This window comes from Bradyrhizobium sp. PRIMUS42, from assembly GCF_023006515.1.
Lineage (GTDB): Bacteria > Pseudomonadota > Alphaproteobacteria > Rhizobiales > Xanthobacteraceae > Bradyrhizobium.
In genome coordinates this window covers 22682-45286 of record NZ_JALBGZ010000008.1, presented here as the reverse complement: position 1 = coordinate 45286, position 22605 = coordinate 22682, and the positions used below count along the sequence as shown (strand labels likewise).

Annotated in this window: 22 protein-coding genes and 4 pseudogenes; 6 read left to right on the top strand and 20 right to left on the bottom strand. The window is 58.8% G+C overall.

Annotation, left to right across the window (positions count from 1 at the left end; all coding sequences use genetic code 11):
- From groL to MOV75_RS02440, 3 genes are all read right to left on the bottom strand, one after another.
- A partial coding sequence (gene groL / locus MOV75_RS02450) for a chaperonin GroEL (protein WP_247004741.1) occupies positions 1-1232 on the bottom strand: 1232 nt, incomplete at its 3' end.
- 143 nt (positions 1233-1375) lie between these two features.
- Positions 1376-1693, bottom strand: coding sequence for a co-chaperone GroES (locus MOV75_RS02445; RefSeq protein WP_246917854.1), 318 nt, complete (start codon positions 1691-1693; stop codon positions 1376-1378).
- Between the two features lie 343 nt (positions 1694-2036).
- The gene (locus tag MOV75_RS02440) at positions 2037-2306 is read right to left on the bottom strand and encodes a hypothetical protein (RefSeq protein ID WP_246917851.1); all 270 of its coding nucleotides are present in this window, start codon (positions 2304-2306) and stop codon (positions 2037-2039) included.
- A gap of 132 nt (positions 2307-2438) precedes the next feature.
- Between MOV75_RS02440 and MOV75_RS02435 the strand changes: the two are divergent.
- Positions 2439-2875, top strand: a pseudogene (locus tag MOV75_RS02435) (IS701 family transposase); the annotation flags it as partial.
- A gap of 2 nt (positions 2876-2877) precedes the next feature.
- On the opposite strand, the gene MOV75_RS02430 reads toward MOV75_RS02435, so the two are convergent.
- Positions 2878-3153: a hypothetical protein gene (locus MOV75_RS02430; protein WP_246917849.1), complete on the bottom strand. Its 276-nt coding sequence runs from the start codon at positions 3151-3153 to the stop codon at positions 2878-2880.
- A gap of 92 nt (positions 3154-3245) precedes the next feature.
- Here MOV75_RS02430 and MOV75_RS02425 point away from each other — a divergent pair, with 92 nt between their 5' ends.
- From MOV75_RS02425 to MOV75_RS42920, 3 genes and pseudogenes are all read left to right on the top strand, one after another.
- The gene (locus MOV75_RS02425; protein ID WP_246917847.1) at positions 3246-3611 is read left to right on the top strand and encodes a hypothetical protein; all 366 of its coding nucleotides are present in this window, start codon (positions 3246-3248) and stop codon (positions 3609-3611) included.
- Positions 3612-3886: 275 nt separating this feature from the next.
- Entirely contained in the window at positions 3887-4102 is a 216-nt protein-coding gene (locus tag MOV75_RS42925; protein ID WP_369010437.1) for a trehalose-6-phosphate synthase, read from the top strand.
- Positions 4103-4269: 167 nt separating this feature from the next.
- A pseudogene (locus MOV75_RS42920) lies at positions 4270-4419 on the top strand (trehalose-6-phosphate synthase); the annotation flags it as partial.
- Positions 4420-4628: 209 nt separating this feature from the next.
- Here MOV75_RS42920 and MOV75_RS02420 read toward each other — a convergent pair.
- On the bottom strand, positions 4629-4982 hold the full coding sequence (locus MOV75_RS02420; protein WP_246917862.1) for a hypothetical protein: 354 nt from the start codon (positions 4980-4982) through the stop codon (positions 4629-4631).
- A gap of 564 nt (positions 4983-5546) precedes the next feature.
- On the opposite strand from MOV75_RS02420, the pseudogene MOV75_RS02415 reads away from it, so the two are divergent.
- Positions 5547-5828, top strand: a pseudogene (locus MOV75_RS02415) (DUF1003 domain-containing protein); the annotation flags it as partial.
- 1031 nt (positions 5829-6859) lie between these two features.
- Here the strand turns inward: MOV75_RS02415 and MOV75_RS02410 are convergent.
- From MOV75_RS02410 to MOV75_RS02390, 5 genes are all read right to left on the bottom strand, one after another.
- Complete coding sequence (locus tag MOV75_RS02410) at positions 6860-7105, bottom strand: DUF2061 domain-containing protein (RefSeq protein WP_246917845.1); 246 nt, start codon at positions 7103-7105, stop codon at positions 6860-6862.
- Positions 7106-7165: 60 nt separating this feature from the next.
- A complete protein-coding gene (locus MOV75_RS02405; protein ID WP_246917843.1) occupies positions 7166-7408 on the bottom strand; it encodes a hypothetical protein in 243 nt (80 codons plus the stop codon).
- Between the two features lie 112 nt (positions 7409-7520).
- Entirely contained in the window at positions 7521-7892 is a 372-nt protein-coding gene (locus MOV75_RS02400) for a signal transduction histidine kinase (RefSeq protein WP_246917840.1), read from the bottom strand.
- 26 nt (positions 7893-7918) lie between these two features.
- Entirely contained in the window at positions 7919-8422 is a 504-nt protein-coding gene (locus MOV75_RS02395; RefSeq protein ID WP_246917838.1) for a hypothetical protein, read from the bottom strand.
- Between the two features lie 145 nt (positions 8423-8567).
- Positions 8568-8738 carry a hypothetical protein gene (locus tag MOV75_RS02390; RefSeq protein ID WP_246917837.1) on the bottom strand — a complete coding sequence of 57 codons (171 nt, stop codon included), beginning with the start codon at positions 8736-8738 and terminating at the stop codon, positions 8568-8570.
- A 608-nt stretch (positions 8739-9346) separates the two neighbouring features.
- Here MOV75_RS02390 and MOV75_RS02385 point away from each other — a divergent pair.
- Complete coding sequence (locus tag MOV75_RS02385; RefSeq protein ID WP_246917836.1) at positions 9347-10024, top strand: Crp/Fnr family transcriptional regulator; 678 nt, start codon at positions 9347-9349, stop codon at positions 10022-10024.
- Between the two features lie 187 nt (positions 10025-10211).
- Here the strand turns inward: MOV75_RS02385 and MOV75_RS42415 are convergent, their stop codons facing one another.
- The 10 genes and pseudogenes from MOV75_RS42415 to dctP form a co-directional block, all read right to left on the bottom strand.
- A complete protein-coding gene (locus MOV75_RS42415) occupies positions 10212-10781 on the bottom strand; it encodes an AI-2E family transporter (protein ID WP_309486775.1) in 570 nt (189 codons plus the stop codon).
- Positions 10782-10987: 206 nt separating this feature from the next.
- Positions 10988-11161: pseudogene (locus tag MOV75_RS42605) on the bottom strand (AI-2E family transporter); the annotation flags it as partial.
- Between the two features lie 765 nt (positions 11162-11926).
- Complete coding sequence (locus MOV75_RS02375; protein ID WP_246917834.1) at positions 11927-12685, bottom strand: DUF1236 domain-containing protein; 759 nt, start codon at positions 12683-12685, stop codon at positions 11927-11929.
- A 132-nt stretch (positions 12686-12817) separates the two neighbouring features.
- A complete protein-coding gene (locus MOV75_RS02370; protein WP_246917832.1) occupies positions 12818-13402 on the bottom strand; it encodes a hypothetical protein in 585 nt (194 codons plus the stop codon).
- Positions 13403-13537: 135 nt separating this feature from the next.
- Positions 13538-13771 (bottom strand): hypothetical protein, encoded by a 234-nt coding sequence (locus MOV75_RS02365; RefSeq protein WP_247004738.1) that lies wholly within the window; start codon positions 13769-13771, stop codon positions 13538-13540.
- A 92-nt stretch (positions 13772-13863) separates the two neighbouring features.
- Positions 13864-14217 carry a phasin family protein gene (locus tag MOV75_RS02360; RefSeq protein WP_246917828.1) on the bottom strand — a complete coding sequence of 118 codons (354 nt, stop codon included), beginning with the start codon at positions 14215-14217 and terminating at the stop codon, positions 13864-13866.
- Between the two features lie 1196 nt (positions 14218-15413).
- A complete protein-coding gene (locus tag MOV75_RS02355; RefSeq protein ID WP_246917825.1) occupies positions 15414-17357 on the bottom strand; it encodes a glycosyltransferase in 1944 nt (647 codons plus the stop codon).
- On the bottom strand, positions 17354-18739 hold the full coding sequence (locus tag MOV75_RS02350) for an HlyD family efflux transporter periplasmic adaptor subunit (protein ID WP_246917860.1): 1386 nt from the start codon (positions 18737-18739) through the stop codon (positions 17354-17356). Before MOV75_RS02350 ends, MOV75_RS02355 begins: the two co-directional genes overlap by 4 nt.
- Before the next feature lie 155 nt (positions 18740-18894).
- Entirely contained in the window at positions 18895-20886 is a 1992-nt protein-coding gene (locus MOV75_RS02345; RefSeq protein WP_246917823.1) for a bifunctional diguanylate cyclase/phosphodiesterase, read from the bottom strand.
- A gap of 6 nt (positions 20887-20892) precedes the next feature.
- Complete coding sequence (gene dctP, locus MOV75_RS02340) at positions 20893-21897, bottom strand: TRAP transporter substrate-binding protein DctP (protein ID WP_246917821.1); 1005 nt, start codon at positions 21895-21897, stop codon at positions 20893-20895.
- Between the last annotated feature and the right edge of the window lie 708 nt (positions 21898-22605).

Sequence of the window (22605 nt, the reverse complement as noted above, 5' to 3'; positions counted from 1 at the left end):
ATGCCTTCCTCGACGGCCGCGCGGGTCGCATGCATCGCGTCATCAACGCGATCCTTGCGCTCCTTCACCTCGACCTCGGTCGCGCCGCCGACGCGGATCACCGCGACGCCGCCCGCGAGCTTGGCGAGACGCTCCTGCAGCTTCTCACGGTCATAGTCCGAGGTGGTCTCGTCGATCTGCGCCTTGATCTGCGCCACCCGCGCCTCTATGTCGGCCTTCTTGCCCGCGCCGCTGACGATGGTGGTGTTCTCCTTGTCGATCATCACCTTCTTGGCGCGACCGAGCATGTTGAGCGTGACATTCTCGAGCTTGATGCCCAGATCTTCCGAGATCGCCTGGCCGCCGGTCAGGATCGCGATGTCCTGCAGCATGGCCTTGCGGCGATCACCGAAGCCCGGCGCCTTCACGGCCGCGACCTTCAGACCGCCGCGCAGACGGTTCACGACCAGGGTCGCAAGCGCTTCGCCTTCGACGTCTTCCGCGATAATCACAAGCGGCTTGCCACTCTGGACCACGGCTTCCAGCAGCGGAAGCAATTCATTCAAGTGAGACAGCTTCTTCTCATTGATGAGAACGTAGGCATCTTCCATTTCGACGCGCATCTTGTCGGCGTTGGTGACGAAGTAGGGGGAGATGTAGCCGCGGTCGAATTGCATCCCTTCGACGACCTCGAGTTCGGTCTCGAGCGACTTGGCTTCCTCAACCGTAATGACACCCTCGTTGCCGACCTTCTTCATGGCGTCGGAGAGGAACTTACCGATCTCTGCATCGCCATTGGCCGAGATGGTGCCGACCTGGGCGATCTCCTCGTTCGAGGTGACCTTCTTGGAGTTCTTCACGAGGTCGGCGACCACGGCTTCCACCGCGAGGTCGATACCGCGCTTCAGGTCCATCGGGTTCATACCGGCGGCAACCGCCTTCGCGCCTTCACGGACGATCGCAGCCGCGAGTACAGTCGCGGTGGTGGTGCCGTCGCCGGCCGCGTCAGCGGACTTGGAGGCGACTTCGCGCACCATCTGGGCGCCCATGTTCTCGAACTTGTCCTCGAGCTCGATCTCCTTGGCGACGGTGACGCCGTCCTTGGTGATGCGGGGGGCACCGAACGACTTGTCGAGAACGACGTTCCGGCCCTTGGGACCGAGCGTGACCTTGACCGCATTGTTGAGAATTTCGACACCACGCAACATCCTGTCGCGGGCATCTACGCCGAATTTGACTTCTTTGGCCGACATCATGATCTCCGTTTTCGACTGGTCAGATCCCAAGGATCGCGCACCTGGGCGAGCTGTTAAGGGGCGGGATTTGAACTTACGGGCCTCATCCTGCGAGGCGCCGGCTGCGTCGACGGCTCAGGATAAGGAAAACTGACTGGAGCTTAGGCGACCTTCTTCTTGGCGGCGGGCAGATCGACGAGAACGCCCATAACGTCGCTTTCCTTCATGATCAGCAGTTCCTGACCATCGAGCTTGACCTCAGTACCGGACCACTTGCCGAACAGCACGCGGTCGCCGACCTGGAGCTCTATCGGGATCAGCTTGCCGGCTTCGTCGCGGCCGCCTGGACCAACCGCCGCGATCTCGCCCTGCGAGGGCTTTTCCTTGGCGCTGTCCGGAATGATGATACCGCCAGTGGTCTTATCTTCGGCTTCGATGCGCTTGACCACAACGCGGTCGTGAAGCGGACGGAATTTCATGCTGTCCTCCTGCTTTCTCGTTGTTGTTGCTTTGGACGAAATGGCAGTCGTGGCCAGCGAGTGCTAACAGCACATAAGCCGCCGCAAGGGGACGTACAAGACCGTCCTGAAACGATATTCTGCTCTGAGCATCACGAAATAGCTGCCAAGACCGCGGCCGCTAAGGATCCGGTGAAGGCCAGCCGTATGGTGCGAAAGTCGTTGGACGCCGCGTCATCAGATTTAAGAAAGCTTCCCATCGCGCAGGGGCTTTGCGTTGTTCTCGACATGCGCCAGAATACGCCGGACGTCGGTCGCTTCCTGTGCAGCCATTCAGCGGTGCTTGTCGAGATCGAGTGGCTCGTCACTCACGAGGCGCGTCGGCATCAATGCACCGAGCGTCAGCCAAATCGACCGGATTGATGGAAATCCTCTCCATCGTTGAAGTGCGCGGCGGCGCCGCCGGCACCGTCATCATAGTGGCAACCCGGCGAAACGACGCGAACGACAATCCTTCGATCATCTCCTCATCGGTGATGACCTCGTAGGCACCCGGAGGCAGCAGGCGGTCAATGCCCTTGATTCGGAAGGGATGCTTGAAGGTGACCGTTTCGCGTCGGGAGCGCATGGTCATGATCGGCTATCCTTCAGAGACAGCTTTGCATCGGCGCTATCGTGAAGCAATCCGTTTACAGTGCTCTTTGTGCCGAGATTAGCTATCTCTCTATCATGAGATGGCTGCGAAGTCACCAAATACAAGGCGATGCACATCGCGGATTTGTTGTCGATGCCGGCGGACGAGATGCTTGCTGATTCCAAGTGAAACAATGCGAGTTGGCGATCGGCGAGCATCGCGACTCGGAGAGAAGAAAGGCTATCCGAGATAGACCTGCGGCGGTTGGCTGCAACGTCATGGCGCGATGGATCTGCGAGCAAGCGCATCTGCAGTTGAAAGAGGAATTCTGTTTCCATCACTTCGAGTGACGGTCCTGGCACGGTCTTCACCGTCACGCTCTTATGACGATGATTGCTTACGCCTTCTTGCAGCACTGCCGCATTGCCAAGACGGGGCGGAAGAAGAATCGATGGCCACCACCTCAGCCCAGCCTACCGGCCGCGCGTCTACATCGTCGCTCTTATTCCCCGGCCATCAGATCCGCGATACCCATACTGCAAGACAGGTCAGCGACTCTGCCAAGTTAGTGTCACCGCACACGCGAAGCGTCTTTATGATCGTGCAGGAAACGGGCGATCCGCGTCTTCAACAGGGTGGCGTCGTGCGATTTGCCCGAGGCCGCCTGCTCGAAGAGCCTGCGCTGGACGTCAGTAGGCAGATCATTCCATTCGCTGACAAGGGCGGCACCCAGGCATTCCAGGACTCTGCGCTCCACGTCCCGCAAATCGCTGGCTCCATAGGGTAAAGGCCACGCCAGCTCCTGCGCTCCGCCTTCCTCGTCCCAACGGTCGAGAGCGGTTGCCATTGCTTCTCCCGACGTTGGCCTTCGACCTTTCTTTTTGACCATTCCATATAGTCGCACATATCGGCATTAAGCGCCATTCGCTGGATCGCGGGTTGATCCGAAGCGGCAATCCTTCCAGTACCGAGAATGCCGCGGCCGCGGAACTCGGTAGTTCGCCGATCCGTTATTGCAACGGTTTGTTCGCGCGGCGTACAGGCTCAAGGTTCACCATGGATGTGATCGTTACACCGGCAGAGGGAGGCACGGTTTGGCAGCTGACGGACCTGCTCGGCCGCTCGATGGGGCGCATCACGGCAAGCGCTCCCCGTCAGTTCATGATCCATCCGGAGGGCCACGCATCGGAAACTATGGCCGGCATTCTGCAAGGGCCGCACGCCTCGCTCGACGCCGCACTGGCTGAGATCGAGAGGCACACCCGGGGCGTCTGCCGTCGAAATCCCGGCGAAGATCAGTTTTAGACAGAGCCCAACAACCCAGCTGGTCGGCAGAGTATCCTATGTTTGCTGTGAGAAGATCTACATGTTTTACAGGTAACGCCTTGATCTTGCCGCTCAATATCCATGCGTCCCGCTGACCTCAAGCGCCCAGATTGCCTGATGACGGGACCATCGGTTCCGGAGAAGGACTTGTGGCTCCGGCGGATGTACCGCTCGATCAATTGCGACTGCCGTGTTGGCCGAGACCTGGGTGCATGACTACCATCTGATCCCGATGGCCGAGGAACTTCGCCGAAATGGCCAGTGGCGCCGTGAAATCCCGAACGGCACGCCGGCTCCAGGAGTGTCTCCGGGGGCGCCAGCTCATCATTGGGGTGGACCGGCTGGATTTCAGTAAGGGCCTCGAGCGCCGGTTCAAAGCGTTCGCCGCCTTTCTCGACGGTTATCCCGCGTACCGCAACCATGTCCCGCTTGCTGCAGATCGCCACCGCAACGCTCAGCGACGTTCCTGAATACCGTGCACTGCGGCAGCGGCTCAGTGCGCTGGCGGGCGACGTGGCCGGTCGCTACGCGAACTCGATTGGGCGCCAATCCAGTATTTGAACAGGAGCTCTTCCCAGCGCTCGCTGGCTTCTTTCGGCTCGGCCGCGTCGCTCTTGCCACTCCGCTGCGCGACGGAATGAACCTGGTTGCCAAGGAGTCACAAAACCTCGATGACCCGGGCGTGCTCATCCTCGAGCCCTTCGCGGGCGCGGCCTACGAACTCGACGCTGCCGTGATCGCCAACCCGTATGACCCCGACGCCGTCGCCGAAGCATTGCAGACAGCGCTGAGGATGACACTTGGGGAGCGATGCACGCGTTGGCGGGCCATGATACGATACTGCGTCGCAACAGCATTATGGCGTGGCGCGAGAGTTTCCTCGGGGCACTCAGCGCTAACTGAGGAGGTCGTTCGGAGGGTAGCATCACTGCAGCAGGTCGCGATTCGCCCGTCAACCAAGTTGCCCCAGTCCACCGATAAGGTGTTACTTCGAGATCATCTCCGGGGCGGAAATGATCCACGAGTGACGGGACCAGTTGTCTCCGTTTCATCGTCGCGCCGAACCAGATACACCAAATGCAAATCGCCCGCAGCGTTCTCCGTTTTCGCGTCAACGTAATAGACTTGTTCTGCTGGCTCGGCGCGACGCACCCTAATCGGCGACTTCCCATCCCAAAGCGGCCTGTGCCCGGACGTCATTCGCTTCAAGTCCTCTTGCAGCCAGCCCTCCTTGCCGAGTTCTCTGGCCTGGCGAAACGTCGCGGCCCTGAACGCCAGTATCGGCTGACCATCGATCTCCAGCACGAAGATGGGTAGAGGTGGCGCCTCGGCTTTCGCTGGCATCATCATCTGAACCACCCTCTCCTCGGCTGGCCGAGGCGCCCTAGGCGCAATTCGGTCGGTCCTTTTGTCAGTCGGCGCTTGCGTACCGTACACTCCTCCCCGGTGCCCAATTCATCGCTCATCTTCTCGATCTCGCGATTCGGCCAGGAGAGATTCCGGCAGACGGACGCCGACAAAAAGATCGAGGCCTGTGGCCGGTCGGCCCCTCTCTCCATGTTTTGCAAATTTTGACTAAGCCATAAACGTCCGCCGATTCACCCCCTGCTTCTAACGAGGCTACGCAAGGAAGACGCGATTTGTCGGCGTTCATTTCGCTCAGGTCCGGCTGGAAGCGACCGAGCAAACCGGAGCATCTGGCGGCGCAATTGAACAAGTTGCGAGATGCTGTAGCGGATTTGACTGTCTGTTCGCTTGCACTGAAGTGACGGCATGACATCAACACCATGGATGGTGGGGGCGCGTAACAGGCGTAATCGACACCGGTAGAGATCTGAAACCAGAATGGAACTGGGGTTCCTCCTCCGCTGGTCAATATTGCTCACCACTCCAAATAAACAATTAGCGCTTCTCATCTTGCTGAACTTAGTTCTTTCTTTCCAAGCTGCTTACGCAGCGCCCATCATCATGATGAGCCAGAACCGTCAATCCGAGATTGACCGCAGGCACGCAGAACACGACTATCGAACAAATGTGAAGGCTGAACTCGAGATCGAACTGCTGCACAACAAGATTGACGCCTTGCGTGAGCAAGAAGTCTTGCAGCTACTGAACATCATTCAGCGTTTGTCTGCGCACCTTGCGCCCGAGCTTGTCGCGGCTATCGAGGCCGAAGCGGTGCCGGGTAAGACCTAGGCGGTGACGACATTGTCTGTCATGGACCAGAAGGGAAGCGGGAAGCACTGAGTGTTTATCGGGCACGAGATTTTCATTCCCGCTCCATCGTCGAGTTTGTCAGTTAGAGGGCACTTGTAGCGCTGACACCTTCGAGGCGACGTCACGTACGACCGGATCCGCTAGTCAAGGCACAAGCTGCTCGCGATGTTCCTGAACAGTTCGTCAGGTCGTTTTCGCACCACGTGAACACCTTCGCCTCGACCAAGGCAACGGCCTCAGTGCGGGAGCATCTGAGGCCGCTAAGCCTTCCGCCGGGCATTGGGGCAAAATGTCGACCGGTCGGTGGGCTTGGCTCTCGGAGATAAATCTCCGATTGCTGAGGACCAAGAACTCCCAAGATCAATCGTTCCAGCCGCTTGAGAATATTGCCTGTCCCAACTTGGGCAATATTCGAAAGACTCAGGACGTGCCCTCCGCCCCCCGGGGCTCACCGGCGGCACTGACTTGCCATTTGATGGAAGCGATGACTTCGGTGCGTCGCCGTTTTGGGGTAGCGCTAGGACAAGCAATCCGCTCGAGCATGCCAGCACGCTACGCCGATTCTGCACCTGATGAATAACTCCCCTTTGGGTCACCTCGTTGCGGAAGATGAAACCAGTTGACCTTCCCGCGACCAAAGCGGCTACCCATTGATCCGAGGGTGGTCAATATTGACCAGCGGCCGTCCGAGTTTCAGGTCATATTTCGCCAAAATGGGGGTTGGCGGATCAATGCAGTCACTCGACGATAAGCTTTTTTACCTCCGATCCATTTCAAAGGATCTCAATACACAGCTGCTCACTTTGATCGCTTTGCGAGAGAGCACCAACGAGGCCCACAGAAGGATCGCCTATCGGGGCAGGCGCAGGAGGCGACGACGCGAGAGAGAGAGAATTTAACGGCAATCATCCTTTTCTACGCTTTGCAGGACTTACCCATGTCGGTCGACGCTCGCTCCTCCAACTACTAAATAGGCCGAAGTCGCTCTTGCGCAGTGAGCCAAGCGCGAATCAGGTTGAGCTGGACGCGCCACCGGTTGGTCCTCGCTGGTCCCAGAGAATGACGGACCAGGCTCTTTCGTGAAGATAGTAGAGGATCATTTTCGTGATCGCTTCAGCGCCGGCGATCGAGCCTGCAACCTTTACGCTGCCCGTGAAGATGAAACTTAGCACGAAGGTGTCGATACTACCGGTAACCCTCCAACTGACGGCCTTGACGATAGAGCGAAAATGGGAATCTCGTACCCGAATGGACATCGGTTCCTCCCGCTCCCGGCGTCGGCATAAGATCTCGAGACCTACGGGCAACGACCTATATCAAAAAGCAAAAGGCCTGGCGTCGCCATCCGCATTCTCGGGTGCCATGTGTCCGCCGGCGGCCGGAGCTTCGGCTCGGCGACGATGGCCATCCTGCTGATCAAGAGAGCTGCCACCGAGGAGGCATACCGGATCACATTGGGTACTTTTGTCCGGGTCGATATCGATCTTGTTCTCCGAATTGTCGTTGAATGTACTGTGAGTCGAAACCGTATTGTACTGATCCTCCAGGATCTCGCCCACGACCGAGCTGTGGTTTCGCAGCTCCGCTTATCACCAAGCGCAGGTCATTCTTCTACGATTGTGGTACTGAGCGCACATGACTCCAGTCGCGAGATTTCTCGTGGTCCAGGTCTCAGGCCAGCCTATGAAAGGCTGGCGGCAACACCTCCCGAACGAGTTCACTTAGATCTAAAGCCTCGCCGCTTTCCGTAATGTCAGAGAATAGAACCTCGACAAAGGGATGCTGGCGGTTGAATGCGGCGCCTCGCTGGTACTTCGCGCTCACAATCCGCTGAAGCGCGCCAAGGTTCAGCCTGCCAAGCGCATTGTATTGACCGCGGAACAGACTTTGTCGTCCTCCACGGTGCTCGACAGACTCCGCCCAAACGTCCATCACCTTCCGGCCCATGAACGCCTCGATCTGTTCATTTCCATCCTGAGCAAGAAGCCGCAACCCGTCCATGGCATGTGGACCGTCATCGACCCGAAACTGTGTAAGTGACATGGAAACCTCCTGTTATGGGCGTCCGGTTAGATCGGCAGCCCGTCGCGAACTGCGCCTCCCTCGTTGTCCCACCGTGAGAAAGCCAAAGTGCATGATCTCGCATCGGCGGGCATGTCTTCTGTTAGAGGCAATTTGCCGCGACCGGCGTCATCCTTGTGGTTATGAAGAAATCGGGCGATTTGGCCGCGGAGCGCCGCCGTCTCCAGCAATTTGCCAATCGACCCGGCGGTGTCGAAGATCTCCCGTTGCAGCGTCGTCGGTAGAGCGTTCCATTGCATGATGATGGCTGCGCCAAGACACCGCAGAACAAGCTCTTCTTCGGCCGCAAAGGCTACGCCGTGCGATCGGCCCTGTTCAGCCACGTGGGCTGCATTGTCATACTCGTCCGCCAGTCCCTGCTCGTTATCGGCGAGCGAGGCAAATCGGTCCTGCAGCTCTTGAAATCTACGGATCTCATCCGGGTTGGTCGAACGCTTAATCAGTTCGTCGTAATCGGCTGCTTTTGCGCGATACTGCTGAGATTCAAACATGCCGGGCCCTTTCGTTTGAAGTCTCGGCCCATCTCCGACCATCCTCGATGGTCGAACTTGCCTAAATATGGGGATCAAAGCTTCGAATAACGAGCCCCGGCGTACAAATAAGATGGCACAAGAGTGAGCAATATTGACCAGCGGACTAGGCTGCCGAGCCGGCATACTGCCTCATCACCGCACGATCATCGGCATCCATGGGCACCGGAGAGTTCGATCTTGCTTCCATCTTTTCCGATTCACGACGCAGCGACTTGAGAGCCACAGTAGTAAGGATGACATGACAGAGCCACCGCCCAATGATCTCGATCGTCACGATTGGGCTGCCCGGGCATCTGAGGCTTTGGCACAGGCAAAGAAGTTGCCGCCCGGCTCGATGCGACGCAAAGCCATCAGAAGCGCCGCGCAACTTCGCATCGCCGCAGACATGAAGGAATGGCTGATACCGAAACAGCCAACGGTGCGCCGAAGGCGACAGGCTGACGGCGAGCCATCGCCATAGGACGTCTATCAAACTCGGAATCGCGAACTGCCTCGCTCCGCCGATCTCGGGGTTGAGTTGAGGCCAGCATCCTGAGGCCGGTTACGCAGGCCCACCGGCGTCGATATCCGCACATTTGAACATGTCAACTGCGCTCACCCTCACATCGTAGCTGTCGCAACTGATCTGGTGAGTGACAGCCGCAGCCTATGCTCGATGCGCTTGGGGAAGCAGGCGATGTGCCCGGCGGGCCGCGAACTGACGCACTCAAAAAGTCGGTTTTTTCGTAGAACTGGTGGAAATGAGCAGGTAATGTTTGAGAATGTGGCAAGCCCCGCAAGTGTTTAGCTGGCTAGAACAGCACTCGTCGCTCGGCTCAAGACGCCAGGGCGCTTGGCCGCTAGCCGAAATCGGGCAAGTTTATTGAGTCAAAGGAGGCTCCCGTGGCAAAGCCAGTCAAGGACGTCTTTGACCCCAAAGAATTCCTCGCCAAAGTGGGCGGGGGTAAAACGATTCTCGACCTTCCCAAGAACCAGCATGTATTCCAGCAAGGCGACGTCGCAGACTCGGTTTTTTACATTCAAAAAGGCAAAGTCAAGCTAACGGTCGTGTCTGAGCAGGGTAAGGAGGCGGTCGTCGCAATTCTGGAGCCCGGCCAATTCTTTGGCGAAGGATGCATGAACGGTCATCCTTTACGCATCGCGACGACAACGACGATGGAAGATTGCGTTATCACGTCGATCACCAAAGACGCGATGATGGGGGCTATTCGTGAAGAGCCGAAATTTTCACAGCTCTTCATGTCGTATCTCCTGACCCGGAACAGTCGGATTGAGGAGGACCTGATCGACCAGCTCTTCAATTCGAGCGAGCGGCGGCTTGCTCGACTGCTGTTGCTGCTCGCCAATTTCGGCAAGGAAGGCAATCCGCAGCCGATCAGCGCGAGCATTAGTCAGGAAACATTGGCGGAGATGATCGGGACCACGCGATCCCGCGTTAGCTATTTCATGAACAAGTTTCGCAGGCTGGGCCTCATCAGCTATAATGGGCACATCGAGGTCCACAATTCGCTGTTGAGCGCGGTTTTGCATGAGAAGCCCCTGCTGAGAGAGCGCGACTAGCAGGTCGGTCGCAAGAAACGACCCCAGGGCGTGGGGGCGCGCTGAGGCCGTCATTTCATCGGATGCTTGGGGGGCATATGCATCCGGTCGCCCCTCACCAAGTCGCGCCGACGGTGTTCGTTCCGCAAGGGATGCGAGGTCGAGATCCGGCACACCAAAAAGTGCGTGAAAACGCCAGTCGACGTCACTATTCCCCTTCGAGGAAATGACCCAGCGCTTTTAGTGGGCGCAACCTGTCGCAGATGATCTTCAGAATAGCCAGCATCGGCACAGCCAAAATCGCACCAAGCACGCCCCACATCCAGAACCAGAACACCAGCGACAGGATAATCAGCACCGGGTTCAGCGTGAAGCGCCGCGCAAGCAGCAGGGGCGTCAATGTTTCGCCCTCGACGAGGTGAATGCCAAAGTAGAGCACCGGCGGCAGCAAGGCCCACCACAAGCTCTCGAAGCTCAGCATTCCGACCAGGACGAAGATGCAGACGCCGAAAAGCGGCCCCAAAATTGGAATGTAATTCAGAAGGAAGGCCGTGGTGCCCCACAGCAGCGGATCTCCCAAGCCGCAAAGATACATCGCCGCCGCCGTCGTGACACCCACCCCGGCATTCATGGCCGTAATTGTTAGCAGATATCCTGATATGTCCTCCTGGATCTGCTGAGAGATATCGACGGCCTGTCGCTTGTTGCTGAACGTCGGCAGGATTTCAACGACCCGCCGCAGGAATATGTTGCCCGCGACCAGAAGAAAATAGAGCACCAGGACCGTCGTAAACAGGCCATCGAGTATAGAGCGCGTGCCGGCGAAAGGACGCCGGTTATGCCCAGATCGCGGCGAACCGAAACAATTGACCCCTTGCCAGGCGGAGCATCTGCAGCCTGCTCGGCCTGTTGAATGACTTTTTGCAACGTCTGAATCGGTCCACTGACAAGCCGTAGGTGTGCCTCCAGGCGCGGGATGCCCTCGGGCAGCCGCTCAGCCCAGGTCGTGGCTGGCACCGATAACGCCGCCACCAGTCCTACAAGCGCTCCAATGACCAGAAAGACAGTCAAGAGCGCTCCGACAGCCCGGGGAAGATGCAAACGTCCCAGGAGGCGGACAGCGGGTTGAAGCAGGAGATTCAGCACGAGGGCAAGCATGACCGGAAGAATGATCGAGCTTGCGACGTAAAGCGCCGCCAGGACACCCAATCCGAACAAGCCGCCGAGAAAAAACGTCCGCGGATCAGACGGGAGTGGCATCTCCGTCTCATTGGCAACCTCGATTGCCGCAGCGTGTGGTTCTGCTGGCGACATCCAGCGGGACGGAAGGATTTTGCGGCGGCGGGATGTCGGCAATCATGGTTTTCCTCTGGAGATGAGCGGATCATCTCTTCGGTGCCAACCACCCCCTTCCATCGTCAAGCTCCGCGAAAGCACAGGCGGGAAGGGCTTGCTCCGCTCTTCAGGCTGGCTAACAAGCTGACCAGGAAACCGCTTAGATTGCTACGAGGACGACTTCGTCGTGACCGCACCTGGCGCATTTAAAGGTACGCACATCAAAACCGGGCTTGTCCGGTTCGATGCAGACCAACGTCATCGGTGTGCGGCATCTCGAGCAGCCATGAATTCTGAAGTCTGCGGCACTAAGCCTTGGATTGGATTGACTAGACGTCATGATACTCCCCTTGAGACCAGGCGGGAGCGCGACACTCTCAGTCACCGATCGGTGCCTATGGTAGGGCGGTGATCCAAACAACCTAGCTTTTTGGGTTCCCTTTGGGCTGGTCAATATTGCTCGCTTTCGCAACAAGACTCGCGGATGAGAAAAACAGCATCACGCGCAGCGCCCGGTCAGATGTTGAGGGCGGCTCCTGAGCCGCCCTCGCGTTTTGTAGCTGCCTGTCGTGTGATTGCCGAGCTCGCCTAACCCTCGATGATGTAAACGATCTCATGCGTGCTCGGACGAAGGATGAAGTACTTGCCGCCCACAAGGATGAAGTCGTATCCGCGCCATTCCGGATAGATTTCCACGATACGTGACGGCATCGGGTAATACCGGACGCCGGCTGGGACAGACGTTCCGATCGAGAGATTGAAATTCACGTTCGTTACTTCCTCGACCTTCTCTTGCTTGATCGCCGAGGTTATCTGGGTGCGCTTCTCGGCGGGAGGCGATGCCGTCGCCGAGGTTGCCGCATTTCCCGTGGTCCTACTGTCGGAAGTCGAGGGCTTGGTCTCGGCAGTCGGCGCTTTCGAGTCCTTTGAGGTGGCGGTCGACTCAACGGCCTTTGCCTTGCTGTCGGCTTTCGGCTCGCTTGCCGTCTTGCTGTCGGAAAGCGACTTCGATTCAGCGGTCGGATTCTTCATGTCCTTCGAAGTGGCGGTCGGAGCAGTCGAGTCCGATGCCTTCGACTGGCCCTCGGCTTTCATGTCGCCGGTCGTTTTTGCGTCCGGCTTGACCTGCACATGTTGAGGCTTGCCCTCTTTTGACGCAGCGCCCGGCGTTGCTGTCTCGGCTGGCTTTGCTGCTGGTGCATTCATCGGCACCGCGCTATCGCCTTTAGGCGAGGCGGCAGCCGGCGATTCCTTCGCTGCTCCCTGATTAACGCCTTGAGCTGTCGCAAGCCCGGTCGTGGCCAATAGCGCCGCGACTGCCGCAGAAACCATTAAGGACTTTTTCATCTGATATTTTCCAATTCAAATCGAGTCTATGCCGACGAGCGTCGGCCATACGGTGGAACGGTCCCAACAGACTATAGTTCCGCTGCTGTCTTCGGTTGGAAGATAGGCGCCGTCAATTGACGACGATTACATTCAGCCTTTCGTTCGGACTCCCGGACGCGCTCTCGCGTGTGGCTGAATTGGCTCTCGAACAGGCACTAAGCGCGCTCGCAAAAACCGCCTCTTTTGCTTCTGCGCGGTCTTAAATTCGAGGACGTAATTTTGAATAGCGTGCTTGGCAAGCACACTTAAGCGGCGCGTGAATTGCCATGCCTGCAGAGTGACGACCCAGTCCTGGGCTTGACAGAACTTGTCGTAGCACCAGGCGAAAGCAGGAATTGATATAAGTTTCTCGCGGCTAAGTCTGAAAAGCCGCTCAATAAGCAAGAATTTGAGGAGCTCGCCAAAGACGAGGACCATAAGCCCTCCAACGAAGTGTCCTGTCGCCGTCAGGTAAGCTGCGACCGGTTTGACAGGCTCCAGCAGAACAACCGGCACGATGAACAACGCCAAGGTCGGATACGGCCCAAGCGACACAATCCGCGCCCGCACGCTCTCAAAAACCCAGCAATCCGCCAGCCAGCGAAGTACAGGCTTGGCGAGAGCGAAAAGCACGACGTCCACCAAGAAGTAGACGGCGGCCATCAGAAATACAAAGGATTTGAATATGCGGCGCAAGCTGGCTCTCCAACGAGTCAAAGCGCGAACCCATCATCCGTTCACCAGCCAAAGCGGTGATTGCAAAACCACCATGGGACGTTTGTTCAGCCCGCTGTCGGAGCTTCGCTGCCGGCCGGTCGATCGTTCAGGGCTTTAGGTGCTGTGCTGCCGATAGTCGAGCGCGGTCAGTCCATGGATGGCACGCTCGCACAGCTTGCCCACATCGCGCTCGCCGTCGTCCGCAGCCTGCACAATTCTCCTGGCAATGATTTCCCGATCTACCTCGAGCTGGCCGATGTGTTGAAGCGTTCGACATGCTAGGGTCACGGCGATTACCTGCCCTGGGTCAACGGATAAGCTTTCGAAAATCGGATTGACACTGGCCATAATGCTCCTCAAGGCGAGCTCGTTTGCCAAGCTCAGTTATGCCTCGCGATGAACCAGAGCCACTTTGCTCCCGTCGCCGCGGGACAGACATGTTACCGATTTGTCGGGGTCATCTTTGCGACAAGCCCTGCGAATGGCTTGTACGACTGCTTGGCAAGCTCGCCATAGAGCAGGCCGATCTTCTGCGTCTCCGCAACGAACGTGTCATAAGTTGCCTTGGCGAAGTCGGCCTGAACCTCAATCGCCTTGTCGAGCGACTTTACGCCCGAGAGCTTCTCAACAAACAGCTTCGTGTCCTCGAGCGACTTCTTCGTGTAGTCCCCGTAAGCACTAGCAATCGCAAGGAAGCCCCCGGGGAAGGCGCTGGATGGAGCTCCTGTCTCAAGTTGATCATTGCCATTCGGTTGGTGCGGAAAATTCTGCTTTGTCCGGATCTGATCTGACATTTGTGTTTCCCTGTTCGCTTGGTGTGGATCAACGTTCAGCACCACCAATAGTTGCTTCGGGTCCGTCAATTGTTGCCGGCTTGCTGCGCGGCGTGTGTTTGTACGAGGAACAACCGCTGCGAATGCGCGTGCAGCGGAATTGTCATCAGCGGTCGGCTAGCCCCCTACCGGTGGGGCGTCGGCGCGGACAGGCCAGCCATAGCCGGCGGACGCCCATCCATCGGAACGATCTGACAATTACATGTTCGAAAAAAGAGTCGAATCGTGAAAGCGCGTGTTTGGGATAACCAACGCTAGTTCGGGAGGTGATCAATATTGGTCAGCGGCAGCAGCATGCATTGCTCAACGATGGTGCATCACCGCTCCCAACGGCATCCACCGGTGACTGGGAGTTTCGCGCTCCCGCCATGATCAAGGCTCGCTCCATGACGATCCAGCGACCGACGTGTCCCAAATGCCAGATAAGCATGATCCTGGCGCGCATTGCGCCCGGTCCCGCCGGCTTTTGCATTCATACCTTCGAATGTCCCGCTTGTGACCTCATCCACCAGCTCCTCGACGAGGTAGTCGACCCGATGAATTGCGCAAATACTTTAGCTTGGTTTCAGGGGGAGCTGCGGGCGCCGACATAGCACGCGCGCAACCGAAGTGATCGGGCGCTAAAACCATCGATGTAGGCATTGCGACGCCGATGCCGACGGTGCGAGCCTGGCTTCGCAACGGCAGTGACCCGCTCACCGGACATCTGGCTCAGCGCATCGTTTCGCGAACTCAGCGCCGCCCTTCGACATATCGAAGGATGGTCTCCGAAAGGCGGACGACCAGTTCCTTCAGCTCCATATTCTCCTTTTCGAGAGAGCGAAGGGCGCCCCTCATTCGCATCTCGTCGTCCGGACTCTGAGGCCAAAAGCTGGGTGACTTTCGCTCGACGATCATTCCTTCCTCCCAACAGTCCGCCCCCCCAAGGATACATGCTCTTAGAGACACCGATTCGCTGGTCAATATTGCTCAGTTTCAACGACGAGCGCGTTGGTTATCGACCGACCCTGATCTGCGGCGACGCTCTCCGTTGTGGCTCGCTCTTGCCGCCCATCAGCACGACATCCTGGTGGGACAGCCATGCTGCCCAATGCCTTCCATGCAGCCGCCCGAGCCGCGGCGAAGCCTCGAGCCAACGATATCGCCTGCAGACGTAATCACCCGAAAATCCGCATTATGATTGCCTTGCCGAGGGGGGCGGCACGTATGCCGGTGAATGCAGTGACGTAGTCGCCGGAATAGAAAGCTCGAATGAGATCAACGCGCGTGTTGAGGGTCTCGTCGAATCGGATTGCAAATCCATCCGCTGTACGCCGCACGACCAGAGCGGCGAGAGTTCTCTCCCGAAGAGTGCAATGAACGGCAGTGCCAACGGGTGGAGGATTGTTGCTGACGAAGCGGGCACCCGTGATCGACATATCGGCCAGACGGTAGATACCGGACCGTCCACCGATACTGAAAAGAACCGGCTCAGTTCGCTCGAACCGCTCGGCCTTTCGCCGCCGCGGCTGCTCGATGGACACCAGGCAGACGATCGTCAGGATGACCGCATTGTATAAACTCCAGGCCAGCGCCAGGCCGCCATAGGCGATGATGTCGCCTTGCGCATGAAGCACGAAGGCATAGGCAATTCCGGCAAGCGTAATCGCCAACGCGGGCCCGTAGACCCTGAGCAGCGGCCATTCGATGAAACCATGATCGCGATCTCCGCCCTTTGGAGTGACCTCGAATTTGTGCCCCAAGGGCTTGAGCAGTCCCGTTGCGACCGCTTTGAGAACCGCCGGCAGGGCAATATATTGAGCGACGTCGGACATCACCGCCATTGACCGTCCACGAGAAATCCAGGCCATGGTGAGCGAGTACCAGACATAAAACGGCAGGAAATATCCGAGGAGTACGAAAAGATCCGCCTGAACGGCTTTGATGCCGAACAGAAGATATAGGCTCGGAACGACAAGACCGAAGACCTTGACGACATAGGTCGAGGTCCAACTCATGAATGCTTCGACGAGGGACAGCCTGTCGACAACATCCAGCCGCGATCTTCGGGAAAAGGGGCCGCTGCGCCCCCGAAAGATCTGCATGAAGCCAAGACACCATCGGCTGCGCTGAGTGATGTACTCCTTGAGCCCCTCCGGGGCCAACCCCAAGGTCAGACGTTCGTTCAGGTACACCGTGCGCGCGCCGATTTCCTTCAGCCGCAGCGTCAGTAGATAATCCTCCGTCACGGAATCGGTCGGAAAGCCGCCAATTTTCACAAGTGACGAGCGTCTGACGACCGACGACGTGCCGCAGCAGAAAGCCACGCCCCACGCGTCCTTCGCTGGCATCAGAATATCGAAGAAGAAGCGCTGCTCGTCCGGCCAAACCTTGGTCGCAGCCAGGTTGGTTTGGATCGGATCCGCATTGATGAAATGCTGAGGCGTCTGCACCACGCCTACGCCAGGATCGCGGAACAGGCACATCGCGCGAGCGAGAAATTCGGGCATGGGAACGAAATCGGCGTCGAGGATCGAAATGAAGTCGGGAGGATCGGCGAGCCCCGTCACATGCCGCAGAGCGTGGTTGATGTTGCCGGCCTTGGCGTCCTTGTTGTCGGGCCGAGCCAGATAGCGGCAGCCGAGCTCGCCTGCAAGCTTTTCGAGCCAGCGGCGCCGCCCGTCGTCCAGCACCCAAACTCGATAGTTAGGATAGTTCATTCCAGTTGCGCCGACGATCGTGCGCTCGAGAATCGAAACTTCCTCGTTGTAGGTGCAAATAAACACGTCGATCAGGGGAGAGACCTGTCCGGCAAGCCACCGTCTGTTGGCTTCGACTTGCGGCGTTCGGTCGGTCGTGCGGCTGAGAAACAGCAGCGACAGTGCACTCGCCGCGAGTGATGCAGCCTCGACGCCGAGGAACATTGCTCCCACGACGAAATCGAAGGTCCAGCCGACGGGCGGGATCGTGGACGTAAGGCGCCATCCAAAATAGCGGATCATAAGCAGCAATAGGATCGCGGTCATCAGCGAACGCGCTGCAGAGTTCCCAGGCCGCAGCCAGGGCAGGATGGCAAGGCAGAATCCGAGCGCAAGAAGGCCCGGCGTCAGCGCGGCGATCATGGCTTTCTCGCACTATCTGCCGAGAAGATGACGCGTCCGGTTCGCCCGACCGGACAATCGTTGGAGCCATCGTTAAGTGCGGGGACCGAAATCGTGGCACGATATGGTTCCTTGCTCAGCGCATCGGGACTGATGGCGAGGTTGGCCGCGGCCCCCGCGGAGCCCGTGAGATTGACCACGATGCCGGCCAACTCGGGCCCTTCGGCGCTCGGTCGGAAATGCGCGACCGATCCCAGTTGCAGGCTGTTGTACACACTCTCCCTGACGTTCGCCGTCACCACCGCGCCGGAACAATCGAGCAGGCGAACGAGCGGTTGGCCGGCCCGGACGTCCTCACCTGGCGCAGTCAGGATCTCCCAGACGCGACCAGCGACGGGGAATGTGATCTCCGCTTCCGAGCGGCTGACGTAGCGAGATCGCTCGGATTCAACCTCACCCTCGAGCCACGCGATCTGCGCATCCGCATGCGCGACGTCCGCGATGAGCCCTTCCGCCCGCTGCCGCATTTCCTCCTCACGCTGCACCGAACTCGGACGATCGTTGTAGCTGTCGCCGAGAAACGTGCCTTGGCGCGCGGCGGTGAGCTCGACCTGGGTCGCATCCAGGTGGCGGCGCGCGCCGATCTCGGTCTGCAGGGCTATGGTTTGATCTCGTGTCAAGCGCCCAAGCTCGACGGAGGAAACGCTGCCTGACTTGATGAGCGACAAGGCTCTTTGCACGGCAGCCGCCGCCTCCTCGCGCCGCGCCGCGGCCGCCTCGATCGAGGTTTGGATCTCGGCGATGCGCGCCTCGAGCTGACGAATACGCCCCTCCGTGAACAGGGCCGCCTGACGCGCCAGATCCTTCTGCGCTGCGCGGGCGGAGGCTATCTTCGAAACGAGGCTTGGCCTTTCGTTTTCCAGGCGAGACATCTGGCTGCGCAGATCATCGAGCCGCACGCGGTCACCGCGCGGGTTGACGACGCGAAGGATGAACGTGCCCTCCGCGACGATGCCTGTATCGCCCGACAGACCGGCGCCGGCTGAAACCTTGCCGTCGATCGGTGATCTCAATGTCACCAGTCTCGAGTTGACGACGGCTTCGACGCTTGACGTCTGGAAAAGCGCTCTCAGAGGGAGCCAGCCGAATACTGCGACGATGGCGATGCCCGCGGCCGCCTTCACAAATCGCAGTGGTATCCGGCTCGGCTTGGATTGCGCCACATTCGCGGTCGGAGCGTCAGTCTCCGGTGCCTCGGTCTTGCGGGGATTAAGATGCCCGTCCAACTCGTGCCGTGGGCCGTACCCGCCATTTGTTGCGCCGTCGATCGACGTCGTGAGAGGTCGACCGGTGTGTGGACTGCCGCTTTCGGGTACGGAGTTGCAACGCGATTGATTTTCCATGGTAGGCATGATCACCAACGCGCAACCTCGGCGAGAGATGCAGGCCACGGAAGAAAATGTCATGTTGGTGAGACAAGCGCTAACCGAAAGGCGAGAATGGTCGACAATGGCGGAGGGCCGGGAGCCGCTCCGCCCACGGAAGTGCAGGTTTCGTGCTACCGTTCAGCCGTGGCGTTGACCACGTGCAGCTTGGGCACGGGCGAAGCCGGCGGCATTGGCCTCGAGAAGCCGGCCAGAATGCTGGCGCCGAGTTCCGAGGCCGGGACCGGCCGGCCGAAGAAAAACCCCTGGACCTGATCACCGTCGGCCGTATCGAGAAACGCCGCCTGGCTGGCGGTCTCGACGCCTTCGACCGTTACGCGCATGTTCAACTCGCGTCCAAGCGCGATGATCGCTTTGACCACCGCTCCGACCTGGCAATGGGGGCCCTCGAGGCCCTGCATGAAGGTTCGATCGATCTTGATCTTGTCGAACGGAAATCGCCACAGATAGCTGAAGCTCGAATAGCCTGCACCGAAATCGTCCATTACGATGGCCACGCCCATCGCCTTGAGAGTCAGGAGCTGCGCCATAATTGTTTCGGTGTTGCCGAGCAGCAAGCCTTCGGTAATCTCCAGTTCGAGCCGGTGCGGCGCGAGTTCCGCCTCCTTCAGTGCGGCAGCGACGATGTCGCTGATGGTGCCCGCCACGAACTGCTGGGGTGACAGGTTCACTGCAACGGTCAGGTGCGCCGGCCAGGTCGCGGCGGTGCGGCACGCCTCCCGCAACACCCACGCCCCGATCTTGTCGATAAGCCGCAAGTCCTCGGCGATCGGAATGAAGGTCAATGGCGGAATGAGCGTTCCGTCCGCCGCGGGCATCCGGATCAGCGCTTCGAAGCCGGCAAGGCGGCGCTGAGCTATTTCGAAGAGCGGCTGGTAATGCAATTCGAAGCGATCATTCAGTACCGCCTCGCGAATCGCCCTCTCGAGCTCGATGCGAGCTTGTAGCTCTATATCCATCTCTGGCGCGAAAAACCGGATGCAGTTGCGGCCGGCAGTCTTGGCCGCGTACAGCGCGAGGTCGGCACTCTTGAGCAATCGCTCCGGGGTGGTGTCCTCTTCCATCGCCAGCGCCACGCCGATGCTAGCGGTGGTGAGGATCTCGTGCTGCTTGAATTTCACGGGCGCATTTACGGCGGCGGCGAGACGGCGCGCAAACGACTCGGCCTGCGCCTTGCCGGCGATGCCGCCCTGCACGACGACGAACTCGTCGCCGCCGAGCCGGGCCGCCACGTCGTCGATTCTGACCGCTGCGCGCAGACGCGCGGCGATGGCCTTGAGCAGGAAGTCGCCGCCGTCATGACCGAGCGTATCGTTGACCTCCTTGAAGCGGTCGACGTCGATGAAGTGTACGGCAAGGCTGCCGCCCCGCATCTGCAGGCGAGCGACGGCTCTCTCCAGCTTTTCGATCAGATGAGGGCGATTGGCCAGCCCGGTCAACGCGTCGTGATGGGCGAGAAACCGGATGCGCCGGTCAGCGTGTTTCACCTTCGTTTCTCGATACCAGGCAATTGCGGGAATGGAGAAGGCGAGACCCGACAGCAGGCAAAGGAACACGGCCGCGGTCAGGAACGTGTTGTGGACATTCTTGCGTTGCTCGGTTTGGTCCACGTAGGCCGCAACGACCGCAGTGGGGCGACCATCGATCTGGACCGGGACATAGGCGCGGGCGAAGAATGCCGGTTGGTCGGGCGAACTGCCCTCCCTGACGTCGACGATCGTTTGACCGTCGACCACCGATCGCGCCGCATCGGGGCTGTATTCAGACAAGTCGACGAGCGCGATCTTTTCGCGGGTCGAAACGAGCTGGGAATAGCCATTACGGTTGAATATTTCGTAGTGAAAGACCTCGCCAGAATTTCGCGCCGACAGGAAGAACGCAATGCTCGCGGCGGAAGGCTGCTCGCCGCCGGCGATCTGCTCGAGATCGGTGACGCTGGCCGCCAGGAACCTCGCCCAGCTACGAGCGGTCGATGTCGCATCTTGACGTAGAAGGTAATCGGTCGTGATTTTCAGGGTGATCCCGGTTCCCATCAATAGAGTCGCGAGCGCGGCGACGATGGTAACGATGTTTCGCTGAGGCCAGATATTGGCGAGCGATGGCATCCGCGGCTACCGGGTCGATCGCAATTTTGTGAGCTCGGTCCGAACCGTTTTCAGCAGCTCGGCATTGCGCTCACTTTTCGAAGCCCAATCATTGGCAAGGGCCGCGAACACGGCATTGGCCGTATCGAGGTCCGATGGCGAGGGGATGACCACCTGGCGCTTCGGATCGGACTTCAGCTCACCCATAATGCTGCTTTCTACGGCTTCGTAGGTATCCATGAAGCGTCCGGCTGCCCACGTACCACTGTATTTGAGGATGATCGCCTGCGCGGATTTCGGCAGTCCGGTGAATGTTTTCCGGTTCATCAAAACCATCAGCGGCGCGCCGCTGATTCCAAGAAGGTAATGATAAGTCGCAACGCGTTTGATGCCGTAATCGACCAATGGCGATGGTGGCACGAGGGCACCGTCGATGCTGCCATTGCCGATGGCTTCCGAGATCTTGGTGACCGCCAGAAATACGGGCTGCGCTCCGAGTTTTTCCAGCGCGGCGGCTTCGCCCGGATTGTTGACGCGAATTCTCTTGTGCTTCAGATCGTTCAGCGACCTGATCGGGATATTGCTGTGGATCGTCTCAGGCTCGGTGACGTAAGCGCCGATCACCGTGTAGTCTTCGTATCCTTGCAGCGCGTTGGCGGCCATAAGCTGGTTGAACACCGCAACGGACTCCCGCATGCTTGTAAACAGGCCGGGCATCTCGATGATTGCATTATCTACGAACCGGTTCCGAGTCAGTCCCGTCACGACGTAGGCGATGTCGGCCTTACCGTCGAGCACGAGCTGGGGTTGCTCAGCCGGATCCTTGCCAAGCGCGCCGCTGAAATAGGTTTCGATTTCGATCTGGCCTCTTGCCTCGGCGTTGACCGCGTCGACGAATGGTTTGACTGCGGCGAGATAACTCGTCGAGCGGTCGGAGCTTGGGAAGGCCAATTTGAGCTTGACCGGTTCGGCGGCGGACGCCGAAATCAACGCAAAAGAGATCACCGCGCTTCGTGCCAGCAACTTAAGCATCGGTTTTCCGATCGTGGCGACGGCGCGTCACACAGTTATGTAAGACGCCGATTTCCTCTGGTCTCTAGCGAACCCTCATAGATAGAAACGCCGTACATAACGCTCATAAATAGAAACTAGCGACCTGACCGGCGATCAAATCGCGCATCGTGGTTTGACGCGTGTTAACGCCAACGAGACAATTGTCTGAGAGGGCCGATGCGATTTGGCCCAACTTCACCGACCTGTGCTCCGCACAGCAATGGCGCGAAACTCGAGGCTGGCCTTGTCAGTCCGCGAAGTGAGGCGGACCCTCTTAGCTTTAAGCGTTCAAGTCTTCTCTGCTGAAGCAGATAGGATCGCGGACACCCGTCCTGCTTGTTCCTTCGACAAACGTTCCGCCACTTCAGTTCCAATTAGAGCCGGGCCCTGCGTTTTCGATCGTAGACCATCCAGCCGACACCTCCCGTGCGAACGAAAAATCTGCTCTGCGGCGCAACCTCACCCATAGGGAGCCCCCTAATTACCATGCGTTGGAAAATGGACCGCGACCGCTTTCCTGACCGCATCGCACTTCGCTGCGGGGCTGAAATGCGCGTGTCGAGGACGGCTTCAATGCGCCGCTTACGAGACCCCATTTGAGACCTCAAGCCAATATTGGAATGTTACACAACGGCGGCCAATCTCTCGCTATCAGAGCGGTAGTATGCTTTCAAAAATGCCGCGCTC